This is a genomic window from Acetobacterium sp. K1/6, from assembly GCF_034438075.1.
In the GTDB taxonomy this organism is placed as follows: Bacteria; Bacillota; Clostridia; order Eubacteriales; family Eubacteriaceae; genus Acetobacterium; species Acetobacterium carbinolicum.
This window is the reverse complement of sequence record NZ_JAXQGA010000004.1, coordinates 26,438-38,948: the sequence shown is the minus strand read 5'-3', so window position 1 is coordinate 38,948 and position 12,511 is coordinate 26,438. Positions and strand designations below refer to the sequence as shown.

Below are 12,511 nucleotides of genomic sequence, written 5' to 3'. Positions count from 1 at the left end.
ATGTTTTCACTGAAAAAACAAGTGTTTTTAGAATAAATACATATACGAGGTGAATTTTATTGAATATCGCACTTTTGGGCTGTGGAACCATTGGTTCCGGGGTCTATGAACTCATCAATTTAAATAAAGGGAAGTTTGCTGGCAATTTTACCGATGTGGAGTCGAGAAAGTCAAGCCCGGTCATTACCAAGGTACTGGAGCGCGATACGTCCAAAGATCTGGGCGATTCGGTGGGAAAAATTGTGACCCACCCCAGTGAGATTCTGGAAGATGACAGTATCGGTTTGGTGATCGCCCTGATGGGGGGCATGGAATTTGAATACGAAATGATCAAAGAATGTCTCCGGGCAGGAAAACATGTGGTAACTGCCAATAAGGCGGTTATCTCTGAGTACTTTGCCGAATTGCAGACGCTGGCCGAGGAAAATGGCGTGGTGCTGCGTTATGAGGCTTCAGTAGGCGGTGGGATTCCGATCATCGGCAGTTTAAAAGAAGAAATGAAAATCAATCGGGTGACTGAAATCAAAGGAATCCTTAATGGAACCACCAACTTCATCCTATCGAAAATGACCGAAGAAGGGGCCGATTTTGGTGAGACGTTGGCTTTGGCTCAGTCCATCGGTTTTGCTGAAGCTGATCCCACCGCAGACGTTGAAGGTTACGATGTATCCCGTAAGCTTGCCATCCTCTCTTCGATGGCGTATGAAAGCATTATTCGGGATGAAGATGTCTATAAACGGGGAATTACCGAAATTCGGGCTGCCGATATTGAGATGATCAGTTCGATGGGTTATGTGGTCAAATATCTGGGGCATTCGATGCTTGAAGAGAAAAATGTCTATACCACGGTGGAACCGGTGTTGTTTAGAGAAGCATCGATTATGAGTAACGTCAACAGTGAGTTTAATATTATCTCCATCACCGGGGATATTATCGGCGAATTGCAATTTTATGGAAAAGGTGCCGGAAAAGACGCCACTGCCAATGCCGTGGTCGGGGATGTGCTCTATATCCTTAATATCGTCGGGGAACAGAATTTGCCAAAACCGCTGCGGCTTAACCGTCAGCTTAATAAAATGGGAACTGACGTTTTCTCAGGTAAATATTATCTAAGAGCTAATCTGAACGACAAAGAAATGCTGGATCAGGTGCTGACAGCCGTCGAAACGGTAGCTGCCCGAAAAACGGTTATCGTGAATAAGAATCAGGTTTATGTGGTAACAAGTGCCATTGCGGCCAATGTTTTTAATAAAATGACCGAAAAATTAAAGGAAACGGTGCCTGAATTATTTTATGCCCGGATCTATGACTAAGAAAAGAGTGACGAAGATAAATGCAAGATTTAATTGTACAGAAATATGGCGGCTCCAGTGTTGCCAATGTGGAAAGAATCAAGCGGGTTGCAAGTCGGATTATTGAGACCAAGGAAAAAGGCAAAAAAGTGGTGGTGGTAGTTTCAGCCATGGGTGATACCACCGATGATCTCATTGATCTGGCTCAAAAGATCAATGAACATCCACCTCATCGAGAAATGGATATGCTGCTGGCAACCGGCGAACAGGTGTCGATTTCTTTGTTGGCTATGGCCATTCAGGCTTTTGGTCATGATGTGGTCAGTTTAACTGGCGCCCAGTGCGGGATTGTTACATCCAATGTTCATAAGCGGGCTCGGATCAATGATATTCACACCCACCGCATTGAAAAGGAACTGGCAGATGATAAGATTGTGATTGTGGCCGGCTTTCAGGGAATCAATGAGAATAAGGATATTACCACCCTCGGCCGAGGGGGCTCCGATACGTCGGCAGTGGCGGTAGCGGCCGCATTAAAGGCTGAGTTGTGTGAAATCTATACCGATGTTGATGGGGTGTACACTGCCGATCCCCGGATTGTTGAGGCGGCTTCAAAAATTGATGAAATCTCCTATGAAGAGGTTTTGGAAATGGCCAGCACCGGGGCTAAGGTATTGCACCCCCGCTCGGTGGAAATGGCCGAAAAATTCAAGGTGCCACTAGTGGTACGATCAAGCTATAATTACAATGAAGGAACCATTATTAAGGAGGATGTTATTATGGAAAAAGTATTAGTTCGAGGGGTATCTCTTGATGAAAATATCGCAAAAATATCAATCTTTGAAGTGCCGGATCAACCGGGAATTGCTTTTCGTTTGTTCAGTGCTCTGGCAAAAGCCAACATTCATGTGGATATGATTGTCCAGAATGTTAATCGAACTGCCGTTAATGATATTTCTTTCACTATTGATGTGGATGAACTGCAGGAAGCCGTTTCCGTGGCTCAGAAATTCGCCTTTGAGGTCAACGCCCAAAAGGTCGAGTACGATCAGGGCGTTGCCAAGCTTTCGGTGATTGGTACCGGGATCGTGGCCAATGCCGAAATTGCCTCCAAGTTCTTTGAAGCGCTGTTTGAACTGGGCATCAATATTCAAACTATCAGCACCTCAGAAATCAAGATATCCTGTCTGATTGACAAGGAACGTGGCAAAGAAGCAATGGTCCATATTCATAAAAAATTTGATATGTAGTTTAAAAAAACTCTGAGATCGTAGACAAAACACCATCGGAATGTAAATTCCAATGGTGTTTTGTTATACGTTCAGTTTTAACTATTTTAAGAAATAACGATTTTAGGAGCCATTATGAACTATAGAATAATTAGTTTTGATATCTTTCAGACGCTGGTGGATGTCAACGAACGTATCCCAGAAATCTGGCGCGGCATTTTGAAAGACAGTTATACCGATGAAAAAGCCAGGCAGGGTGCAAAAGCAATTTTAAGCACCTTGCCCAACGTTTATGAGAAGGCGGTGCAATCGGAGCAGTTTAAAACAATGACTGAAGTGTATCAGGAATGTGCTCAAAAGGCCATGGAAAAATTGAACTTTAAAACTACAGCGCAGGACGTGGCATATAATTTGATGTGCCAGCATGCCAAGGCACCCTTTTTTCATGACGTCTTGGACTGCATGAAAAAACTCCGCCCAAAATATCAGATTATCCTTTCCAGCGATTCCAATCACTTGATGGTAGATGATTTGATTTGCAAGATAACATATGATAAGGCATTCATCTCAGACGACCTTAAAAGTTATAAAGGTAATAAAAGTGGTAAATTTTTTCATACCGTATTAGGCCAACTGGATACAGAGCCAAAGGAAATCATACACATTGGTGATAGTTCTGCGGATGTTTTAGGTGCTCACAGGGCTGGAATCACAAGCTGCTGGATAAATAGAGATAACCGAAAATGGAACAATCCCATAAAGCCTGACTTTATTATTCAGAATTTTAATGACTTAGTAGACATTTTATGAAACAGAAAAAGTGCAATTAAAGCACCTGATAGTAGTCAGAGACACGATCGGAACGGGCAAAACAGTCACTTCCACAGAGCTTTCCAAGCATCTTGATCACAACGTGTTTTTGGGCCTGGACTGGTGTTGGATGATAAGTCCAGTTAAAATTAAAGTAATTGCGATTACGGTGTCGCAAGCCGCAAAAAAACACACAACGTGTCGAGCAAAGGATATAACGTATGAAAAAAGCGTACATACCCAACATAATAACTTCATGTCGAATTTTTTTATCTCTCGGTTTGTTATTGATTGACTTTCGCAGTGTTCTTTTTATCCTGGTATACCTGATATGCGGCTTAACGGATCTGTTGGATGGCTATATAGCCCGGAGAATCGGCAGTGAAACCTTGCTTGGGGCAAAGCTGGACAGCATTGCAGACTTGTTTTTGAGCGGTATGATCATCATTACGGTGATAAAGCAAAATCAAATCACGATGCTGATATTTGCCGGAATTATTATTGTTTTCATCCTGCGAATTGGAAATGCCGTGTTTTCAAAAATAAAATTTAGAAAGATATTATTTATTCATACGATCGCTAATAAATTATCGGGCCTATTTTTCTTTTTCTGCCCGTTAGTCTATCCTTTTTGGGGCAATAATCTGCTCATCATAACGGGGATTTTAGCTTTTCTGGCATCCCTTGAAGAGTTTCTTATCATACTTACCTCAAAAACCCTGGACCTCAACAGAACCAGCATTTTTTCAAAGCGCGAAAAATAGTTTAGAATTGAAGGAGAGGAGACACAATGAATATCTTGGATTCAGGTATAAACAAAATTGGTTTAATTTTTGATTTTAATGGTACGTTGTTTTGGGATTCGGACAAACATGAGTTAGCATGGCGGATATTTATCAAAGAATTGTGCAATAGAGAGATTAGTGACAGCGAATTTTTGCAATATGTACACGGGCGTAACAATGACTTTATATTAGGGTATTTTCTCGAAAAAAGTTTATCGGTAGATGTAATTGATGACTTGTCGGAAAAAAAGGAAATTATTTATCGCAAACTATGTACCGAAGATGCGGTAAATTTTAAATTAGCACCTGGCGCGATCCGGTTGTTGGATAATTTAAAAAAGCATAATATCCCAAGAACAATTGCAACGGCATCAACAAAAGTCAATGTTGATTTTTACAGAAAAGAATTTCAATTAAATAAGTGGTTTGATAATGACAAAATCATTTACAATGACGGAACGATAAAAGGAAAACCAAACCCCGATATTTATATAAAAGCGGCTAAAATGATACAAGTTGACGCCCAAAATTGTGTCGTGATCGAGGATGCGATCTCTGGAATACAGTCAGCATATAAAGCCGGAATTGGAAAGATTATCGCAATTTCACCCAAAGATAGACAGGCGATTTTCGAAGATATGAAAGAAGTGGATTGCATAATTAATGATTTTTATGAAGTGGAATGTGAGGTTAAAACCGTAAAAGATCGTTAAAAGGATTAATATAAAAAATACTGAACTTATTATTGAGCAAATGATCAATAATTATTGACAAGAGGTTTGACTTGATATATTATTTTGTTGAGCAAATGATCAATAAAATAACGAGGTGATCACGGATGGGAAATCGGGCGGAACAAACGGAAAAACGAAGACAGGCGATTTTATTAAGCAGCCTGGATTTATTTGTATACAAGGGCTATCACGGTACCACTGTCCGGGATATTGCCAAACGGTCGGAGGTAAGTGTGGGACTTCTCTTTCATTATTTTCCCACCAAGCAAGCTATTTTGGAAGAATTGTTGAAAATCGCTGAGGAAGGATTGGATTTAACAGAAACGCTGATGGAGAAATCCATCTCCCCGATCGAATTTTTCGAACAAATGACAGCAGTAATTCTTCAGGCGTTCCGGGACTCAACCAAGGCGGCAAAAATTTTTATGCTGGCCAATCAGGCACTGACCTCCCATTGGATACCAGAGGAATCGAAGGCACCGCTTTCCGCTTCGACCTCGGTTTATGAGACCGCAAAACTAATAGAAAAAGGCCAAACGCAGGGAAGTATTCGACCAGGCGATCCCCTTTCACTATCATTGGCCTTCTGGGGAGCGATTCATGGTGTTGCCGAAGCTTTGGTGAGCTATCCTCAGATTGCTGTTCCGGAAGCGAAGTGGATTGTCGATATGGTACGAAAACATCCCCAGGATGATTAGCAGAAATAACTAAGAAGAGGGAGAAGATGAATAACAAAACAGGAATGTACGCGTCTCTTGTCACGCTGGCGGCCGTTGTAGTCTTTGCAGTATCCATGATCGTGGGGAATAGTTCGGTTAGTTATCTGGCCAGTATGTTTATCGCCTGGGGGTTTATCCCGATGATTGGCGCATTTGTTGCCGATTCAGAAAAAGAATCAAAAGCTGTCAGTTATACGGCGCTAGTTTTTGCCGCCATCTATGGCACCCTCATTATGATTGTATATTTTGCCCAATTAACGGTGGTGCGGCTGGCGAATCTCAGCCTGCCTATAGCCCAGATACTTGATTACCAGAAATTCGGATTGTTTTTTAGCTATAATTTACTGGGATATGGATTTATGGCCTTAACCACCTTTTTTATTGCGCTGTCTTTTAAAGCGGAGTCAAAAGCAGATAAGGCGCTGAAGGTTCTTCTACTGGTTCACGGTCTTTTTGCAATCAGTTGTCTGGTTATTCCGATGATGGGAATTTTTAGTTCGGATATGGCTGGCAGCGGTCTCATTGGAATTCTGGTGCTGGAATTCTGGTGTGCCTATTTTATTCCGGTTTGCATATTATCATTTCTCCATTTTAAAAATCAGCGGCTCTGAACGAACGCCAAAAGATCCGTATTAAGTTGATCCTTATGTGTATAAGCGAGACCGTGAGGTGCACCCGGGTAGATCTTCAGGCTGGCGTGCTTGATGATCTTTGAAGAGGCGAGCGCTGCCGCACCGATGGGAACAATCTGGTCATCATCGCCGTGAATGATTAGCGTTGGCACATCAAACTTTTTGAGGTCTTCAGTGAAATCAGTTTCGGAGAAGGCCTTGATGCAGTCGAAGGTGTTTTTGCTGCCGGCTTGCATCCCCTGAAGCCAGAAAGAGTCAATCATGCCTTGAGAAACCTTTGAACCGGTCCGATTAGCCCCGAAGAATGGGCCACTGGCAAGATCTTTGTAGAACTGCGAACGATCAGCAATGGAGCCAAGGCGAATCTCGTCAAAAGCCTCAATCGGCAAACCACTGGGATTAGCATCTGTTTTTAGCATCAGCGGGGGGACGGCGGCAATTAACGCAGCCTTGGCTACCCGCTTTGTGCCGTGGCGTCCGATATAGCGGGCGACTTCACCACCGCCGGCGGAAAAGCCAATCAGAACAATGCTCTTCAGGTCAAGGGCTTCGATGATTTCTGAGAGGTCATCGGCATAGGTGTCCATCTCGTTGCCATCCCAGGGTTGGCTTGATCGTCCATGGCCACGTCGGTCATGGGCGATGCATCGATAGCCCTTTGAGGCCAGGAACAGCATCTGAGATTCCCAACTGTCAGCATTAAGTGGCCAACCGTGGCTAAAGACTATCGGTTGCCCGGTACCCCAGTCCTTATAATAAATCTGCGTACCATCGTTCATCGTAATCATACTCATTGTTTTACCTCCTGGTTTATTTTTAAATAGCTGATACAACTTTAATAAAATCGTGTCGTTATAAGATTTGCTATCATTTGAAAGTTACCCTTAATAATATGCCTCAAACAAAATTTGCGGATGGTGTAGTTAACGGTTATTGATTAATTATAAAACAAAGAATAACGTTTAAGATAAGATGTTGCAGTAAGTTTTGTACCTTGAGTGAAACGAAAGGGATGTTTATAAGCATGAAAATTAAAGATAAAAAAGTGTTGGTCAGAGAACGTTGTTCATATGGAGACTATGTTGAAGGTTTTCGACTAAAGGACGGTTGGATAAAAGGTAAAAAGTACGAGGATAAAAAAGTTATCGCAGAAGGTGATTTTTTTAATGGCTTGCTGTCCGAACAGGGTAAATATTACCATAAAAATGGTGAGGTTCGAGTTAAAGGAAATTTAAAAGGATATATGGAATTTGATGGTTTCGGAAAAGAACACTATGAGAACGGAAATGTGAAATATGAAGGTGAATATCGTTGCAGTGTTTGGAATGGCGATGGAAAATACTACGATGAAGCTGGTAATTTGCTCTATGATGGATTGTTTGAGAACGGAACACCGGCTCAAAAATGATTGTTGATAAATACAGCGTAAGAATTTAAAATGATGAGAAGAAACGAAAGATGAGCTTGGGAACTCGACGTTCGAATCAGTGAAGTTTAATTCGATATGTAAAATAGTCAGCAAAAACCCCTGAAACCATGGTTTCAGGGGTTTTTGTCTTAAAATTTGGTAGCTATCCTCGTCGCCAGGTTCTAGGACTAAGCAGAACCAGAATCGGGAAGATTTCTAATCGGCCCATAATCATCACCAGACTTAGTGAAAATTTGGTCAGATTATTAAAACCAGCATAATTTCCCGCTGGCCCAACAGCATCCAGTCCGGGACCAATATTGTTAAAGGTGGCAGCCACGGCAGTGAAAGCGGTGGTGAAATTGGGTGCCGATAGGGAGGTGATAATCAGAAAGATAACAAACATAAACGTGTAAGTAATCAAATACACACTGGTCTGTCGGCTGAGAACCGGACCTATAGACTTGCCTTCAAACAAGATCGGTAGCCGTCGGTTAGGGCTGACATTGACACGAATTTCTTGGATGGTTGTTTTAATATAAATAGCAATTCGACTGACCTTGATGCCGCCAGCGGTTGAGCCGGCCATGCCCCCAACGAACATCAAAAAGAGGAGAATAACCTTGGAAAAAACCGGCCAGACATCAAAATTGGCGGTGGCGTAGCCAGTGGTCGTAATAATCGTGGCAACCGTAAAAAAGACATCCCGGACAAGAAGATCAATTGACGAATACAAATGGCGGACATTCAGGCAGATTAGTAGCACAGCAAAAGCGATAAAGCCCAGATACCATCGGAGCTCTTCGTTTTTTAGAATATTTTTCATTCGCATAAAAAATAGAGCATAATACAAATTAAAATTGATGCCAAAGAGAATCATGCTGATGGCTAGCACGTAATCAATATAAGTGCTATTGTAATAGGCAATGGAGGCTGCCTTATTGCTAAATCCCCCGGTGCCGGCGGTGCCAAAAGCATGGATAAAACTGTCAAAGAGGGGCATCCCGCCCAAGGCTAGTAATAAAACCAACACAGCCGTCATGGATAAATAAATAACGTAGAGAATTCGGGCAGAACTCCGAAGCTTGGTTCGTACCTTACCAAAGGTCGGGCCGGGAACTTCGGCGCGCATAATAAAGACATCACCGGATTCGATTTTGGGCATAACCGCCAAAGCCAGAACAAGAACGCCCATTCCACCAATCAGGTGGGTAAAGCTCCGCCACCACAAAAGCGAATGAGAAAGTGATTCAATATTGGTTAAAATACTAGCACCAGTGGTTGAGAAACCACTGGCGGTTTCAAAAAACGCATCGATGGGATTGGGGATAGCACCGCTTAGTAAAAAGGGAAGACTTCCAAAAAACGATAGTGCGATCCAGGATAAAGCAACAAGCACCAGCCCTTCTCGAGCAAAAAAGTCAGTATTTGAGGGTTTGCGAAAACCGATCAGGAACCCACAACCACCAGTGATCCCAATGCTAAGAAGAAACGGGGATAAACCTTGCCAGCCTTCTTTATAAATAAGCGCAACAAGCAGCGCTGGAATCATCAGCAGGGCATTAATAAACAAGATTCGACTGAGAACGTAACCGACCATTTTCCCATTCATTGGCGGCCTCGGTTCTTTTCAAAAATATCATCAATGTCCTGGAAATTTTTATGCGTGGTGGTGACGACAATAACATCATCATGGGGTAAAATCCGACTCGTGCCTTTAGGATAGATAATTTTTCCATCACGAATAATACAGGCAATCAGCAGTCCTGGTTTGGTTTGTAGTTCAACAAGTGGAATAGCAATTTCACAACAGGATTCCTTGACCTTAAACTGTAGAACCTCAACCCGACCATCCAGCAAGCGATAAAAAGCACTGACGGTAGAACCCTGAGAATTTTCGATGGAGCGAATAAAACGAATAATGTGGTTGGCGATAAGTCGTTGAGGCGTGATAATCGATTGAAGTCCAACATTATCTAGTACCTTTAGCAAATCGGTCCGATTTACCTTGGTAATTGTTTTTTTTACCCCCATGCGGGAGGCGTAAATTGAAATCAGGATGTTCTCCTCATCAACCCCGGTTAAGGCAATAACCGAATCATATTCAGAAAAGTGTTCTTCATTTAGAAAGGCCTGTTTGGTTCCATCACCAAAAATAATTTCGCTTTGGGGATATTTAATCGCAAGTCGGTCAGCGTTATCGGCATCAATTTCGATAACCTTGATAATCATCCGCATTTTTATGAGCCGGGATAAAAGATAGTCGGTCAGCTTACCGCCGCCGATAATCACAGTGGAGTTGATTTTAACCAGGTCGGGTTGGCAGTGTTTGCTAAAAATCCGAACGTCGCCAGGACTGCCTGTAACCATGACGTGATCCTCGGCTCGAAGGATTGTTTCACCGTCGGGGATCATCACATGATCATCCCGAATAACAATACAGATCACCACGTCGCCGAAACGGCCGTTGTGGTCTTTGAGCGGTAAACCAACCAGCGGAGTGCCCTCTTTTAGAACCACCTCGATCATGTTCACCCGTCCATGCTCAAAGGCTTCCACATGCAATGCAGAAGGAAAAAGGAGCGTACGGGTTATTTCTTGAGCGGCTTCCAGTTCTGGATTAATAATTAAGGTGATACCTAAGATTTCTCGTAGAAAGGTCATTTGTTTTGAATATTCGGGATCACGAACCCGGGCGATGGTAAATTTTGCGCCAAGTTTGCGGGCCGTAATCGCCGCAATAATGTTCGTTTCATCATTGCGGGTGACAGCGATAAATACGTCGCAGGTATCGACCCCGGCTTCTGTCTGAATGTCAAACATAGCGCCATTACCATGAATACCGCTAATGTCATATGAGTTGATAAATTGATCCAGGCGTGTTTCATTGAGTTCAATGAGCATGATATTGTGATTTTCTCTGGCAAGATCGCTACAGAGAACTTCACCAACCTTGCCAGCACCGGCAATTACGATGTTCATAGGATATCTCCTGATCTAATAGTTTTAAATGGATGTAACTCCGCTTATTATATATAATCAGGCGGTAATTTGCAATAACAGTGTTTGGCCTTAAGACTTGAATCAGATTCGATAAGTTAGGTTGCTGTGGCAATAAAAGTCTTCTTTAACAAAGTCCGTTTGGAAATCTATGTAGTGCTGGATATTTATTTCTAAATCATTTATACTGCAATTATTAGATAAACGAAAAAGCTCTAGTCATTAGGAGGCGTGATGAAGGAAAATATGTTGGTTTTGGAAATGCTTCTCAAAAACAAGATGATTACCCGACAAAACATAGCTGAGCGAATTGATGAAGCAAAGCGGTCAAAAAACTCAATTCTAGATGTACTGGTAAGAGACCGTATTATTACAGAGGCGGAAATTGTACTGATTTTTCATAATGAGTGGGGGTTTGAACGCTATGATCCCTTAAAAGATGCCTTAGATCTTCGGGCTTTGAGCTTTTTTTCGAAGGAGCAGGCCAAGAAACATCTGGTTTTTCCATTGAATCAGGAAAATGATGATCAATTGACCGTGGTTATGGCGGATCCATCCCATGAAGAAACAATCCGCAGGATCAAGCGGATTGCTGAAAAACGACTAAAAATACTGGTTGCCGAAAAAAGTTGCACCCTGGGGTTAATTGAGAAATACTATCATCAAGAGTATGTCAATCAGGATCGCGCGGTGTTAATAAAACATCGAGAACAGAAAGAACTCACCTTGGAACCAAGTATAATCACCCTCGTGAACGATCTGATTGATGAGGGTGTTTCCCGGGGTGCCAGTGATATTCATGTAGAAGTCTTTCCCCAGAAGGTACAAGTGCGGTTTCGTATTGATGGCGTCTTAAAACCCATTGGTCAGCTAAGTAAAGAGACTTGGAGAGGCGTCATTACCCGCCTGAAAATACTGGCAGGCTGCGATATTGCCGAGCATCGTCATCCTCAGGATGGTGCGTTCACAACCAATCATGAGGGTCGCCAAATTGATGTCCGTTTATCGATTATTCCGACCATTCATGGGGAGAAGATCGTCTTACGCCTGCTGGATGAAAAAAAATTTTTAATATCAATTGATGAGCTGGGCTTTTCCAATCAACAAAAACAAGTGTTAAAAGAAATAATTAAAGCACCCCACGGGATGGTTCTGATCTGTGGACCGACGGGAAGTGGAAAATCAACAACTTTGTATAGCCTGCTCAACGGCATGGACTCCCGAACGCAGAATATCATCACCATTGAAGATCCGGTGGAGTTCCAAATGGAAGATATCAACCAGATTCAGGTCAGCGAAAAAACGGGGCTTAACTTTGCCAACGGGCTGAGAGCTATTTTAAGACAAGATCCCAATGTGATTATGGTCGGGGAAATCCGAGATGAAGATACGGCCGAAATTGCGACTAGGGCAGCAATTACCGGGCATTTGGTATTATCAACACTTCATACAAACAACGCCATTGCGTCGATCAATCGCCTAATGGATATGAAGATTCCCTTATATCTGTTGTCAGCGGCATTAAGAGGTGTGATTTCTCAAAAGCTGATTAAACGTTTGTGCCCTAATTGTAAAAAGAAAAGCTTCGCAACGGCGTTCGAAAAAGGATTACTGGGAATGGCGGACCAGGAGATTGAGCTTTTCTATCCGGAGGGCTGTTCCCTTTGTCATGGAACCGGGTATCTGGGGCGAATTGCTGTTCAGGAAGTGATGAAAGTTAGCAGAAAGATCCGGGAGGCCATCAGTAAAGGTGCGGATTATGACGGCATTCGAAAAGTCGCCATTGAAGAAGGGTTTAAGCCCATTGAAGAGTCCTTGAAACGTCATCTTTTACAGGGTGAAACGTCAATTTCTCAGGGTTTGGAGATCTTAGCCTTTGAAAATGAATGGCATCGTTAGGGT

General features: G+C 42.6%; 12 protein-coding genes. 9 read left to right on the top strand and 3 right to left on the bottom strand.

From position 1 onward, the window contains the following. The first annotated feature begins 59 nt into the window (after positions 1-59). The 7 genes from U2P91_RS04495 (at position 60) to U2P91_RS04465 (ending at position 6,180) form a co-directional block, all read left to right on the top strand. Positions 60-1,313 carry a homoserine dehydrogenase gene (locus tag U2P91_RS04495; protein WP_322519133.1) on the top strand — a complete coding sequence of 418 codons (1,254 nt, stop codon included), beginning with the start codon at positions 60-62 and terminating at the stop codon, positions 1,311-1,313. 20 nt (positions 1,314-1,333) lie between these two features. Then, positions 1,334-2,542: an aspartate kinase gene (locus U2P91_RS04490; RefSeq protein ID WP_111888290.1), complete on the top strand. Its 1,209-nt coding sequence runs from the start codon at positions 1,334-1,336 to the stop codon at positions 2,540-2,542. Between the two features lie 114 nt (positions 2,543-2,656). Further along, a complete protein-coding gene (locus tag U2P91_RS04485; protein ID WP_111888289.1) occupies positions 2,657-3,331 on the top strand; it encodes an HAD family hydrolase in 675 nt (224 codons plus the stop codon). Positions 3,332-3,552: 221 nt separating this feature from the next. Next, the gene (locus tag U2P91_RS04480; protein WP_111888288.1) at positions 3,553-4,095 is read left to right on the top strand and encodes a CDP-alcohol phosphatidyltransferase family protein; all 543 of its coding nucleotides are present in this window, start codon (positions 3,553-3,555) and stop codon (positions 4,093-4,095) included. Positions 4,096-4,121: 26 nt separating this feature from the next. Then, the gene (locus tag U2P91_RS04475) at positions 4,122-4,829 is read left to right on the top strand and encodes an HAD family hydrolase (RefSeq protein WP_204355391.1); all 708 of its coding nucleotides are present in this window, start codon (positions 4,122-4,124) and stop codon (positions 4,827-4,829) included. A gap of 125 nt (positions 4,830-4,954) precedes the next feature. Further along, positions 4,955-5,548, top strand: a complete 594-nt coding sequence (locus tag U2P91_RS04470) for a TetR/AcrR family transcriptional regulator (protein WP_111888287.1) — start codon at positions 4,955-4,957, stop codon at positions 5,546-5,548. 26 nt (positions 5,549-5,574) lie between these two features. Further along, a complete protein-coding gene (locus tag U2P91_RS04465) occupies positions 5,575-6,180 on the top strand; it encodes a hypothetical protein (RefSeq protein WP_242988478.1) in 606 nt (201 codons plus the stop codon). Here U2P91_RS04465 and U2P91_RS04460 read toward each other — a convergent pair. Further along, on the bottom strand, positions 6,168-6,995 hold the full coding sequence (locus tag U2P91_RS04460) for an alpha/beta fold hydrolase (RefSeq protein ID WP_111888286.1): 828 nt from the start codon (positions 6,993-6,995) through the stop codon (positions 6,168-6,170). The genes U2P91_RS04465 and U2P91_RS04460 overlap by 13 nt on opposite strands. A gap of 230 nt (positions 6,996-7,225) precedes the next feature. On the opposite strand from U2P91_RS04460, the gene U2P91_RS04455 reads away from it, so the two are divergent. Next, positions 7,226-7,609 (top strand): toxin-antitoxin system YwqK family antitoxin, encoded by a 384-nt coding sequence (locus tag U2P91_RS04455; RefSeq protein WP_111888285.1) that lies wholly within the window; start codon positions 7,226-7,228, stop codon positions 7,607-7,609. Between the two features lie 163 nt (positions 7,610-7,772). Here U2P91_RS04455 and U2P91_RS04450 read toward each other — a convergent pair whose 3' ends face one another. Next, positions 7,773-9,221, bottom strand: a complete 1,449-nt coding sequence (locus U2P91_RS04450; RefSeq protein WP_111888284.1) for a TrkH family potassium uptake protein — start codon at positions 9,219-9,221, stop codon at positions 7,773-7,775. Next, positions 9,218-10,591, bottom strand: a complete 1,374-nt coding sequence (trkA, locus tag U2P91_RS04445) for a Trk system potassium transporter TrkA (protein ID WP_111888283.1) — start codon at positions 10,589-10,591, stop codon at positions 9,218-9,220. Before trkA ends, U2P91_RS04450 begins: the two co-directional genes overlap by 4 nt. Positions 10,592-10,843: 252 nt before the next feature. Here trkA and U2P91_RS04440 point away from each other — a divergent pair, with 252 nt between their 5' ends. After that, positions 10,844-12,508, top strand: coding sequence for a GspE/PulE family protein (locus U2P91_RS04440; RefSeq protein ID WP_111888282.1), 1,665 nt, complete (start codon positions 10,844-10,846; stop codon positions 12,506-12,508). Positions 12,509-12,511: the final 3 nt, after the last annotated feature.

Excerpts from the sequence above, each read along its gene's own strand:
- U2P91_RS04490 (WP_111888290.1), top strand. The coding sequence starts at position 1,334 with ATGCAAGATTTAATTGTACAGAAATATGGCGGCTCCAGTGTTGCCAAT.
- U2P91_RS04485 (WP_111888289.1), top strand. The coding sequence starts at position 2,657 with ATGAACTATAGAATAATTAGTTTTGATATCTTTCAGACGCTGGTGGAT.
- U2P91_RS04480 (WP_111888288.1), top strand. The coding sequence starts at position 3,553 with ATGAAAAAAGCGTACATACCCAACATAATAACTTCATGTCGAATTTTT.
- U2P91_RS04475 (WP_204355391.1), top strand. The coding sequence starts at position 4,122 with ATGAATATCTTGGATTCAGGTATAAACAAAATTGGTTTAATTTTTGAT.
- U2P91_RS04470 (WP_111888287.1), top strand. The coding sequence starts at position 4,955 with ATGGGAAATCGGGCGGAACAAACGGAAAAACGAAGACAGGCGATTTTA.
- U2P91_RS04465 (WP_242988478.1), top strand. The coding sequence starts at position 5,575 with ATGAATAACAAAACAGGAATGTACGCGTCTCTTGTCACGCTGGCGGCC.
- U2P91_RS04460 (WP_111888286.1), bottom strand. The coding sequence starts at position 6,995 with ATGAGTATGATTACGATGAACGATGGTACGCAGATTTATTATAAGGAC.
- U2P91_RS04455 (WP_111888285.1), top strand. The coding sequence starts at position 7,226 with ATGAAAATTAAAGATAAAAAAGTGTTGGTCAGAGAACGTTGTTCATAT.
- U2P91_RS04450 (WP_111888284.1), bottom strand. The coding sequence starts at position 9,221 with ATGAATGGGAAAATGGTCGGTTACGTTCTCAGTCGAATCTTGTTTATT.
- trkA (WP_111888283.1), bottom strand. The coding sequence starts at position 10,591 with ATGAACATCGTAATTGCCGGTGCTGGCAAGGTTGGTGAAGTTCTCTGT.
- U2P91_RS04440 (WP_111888282.1), top strand. The coding sequence starts at position 10,844 with ATGAAGGAAAATATGTTGGTTTTGGAAATGCTTCTCAAAAACAAGATG.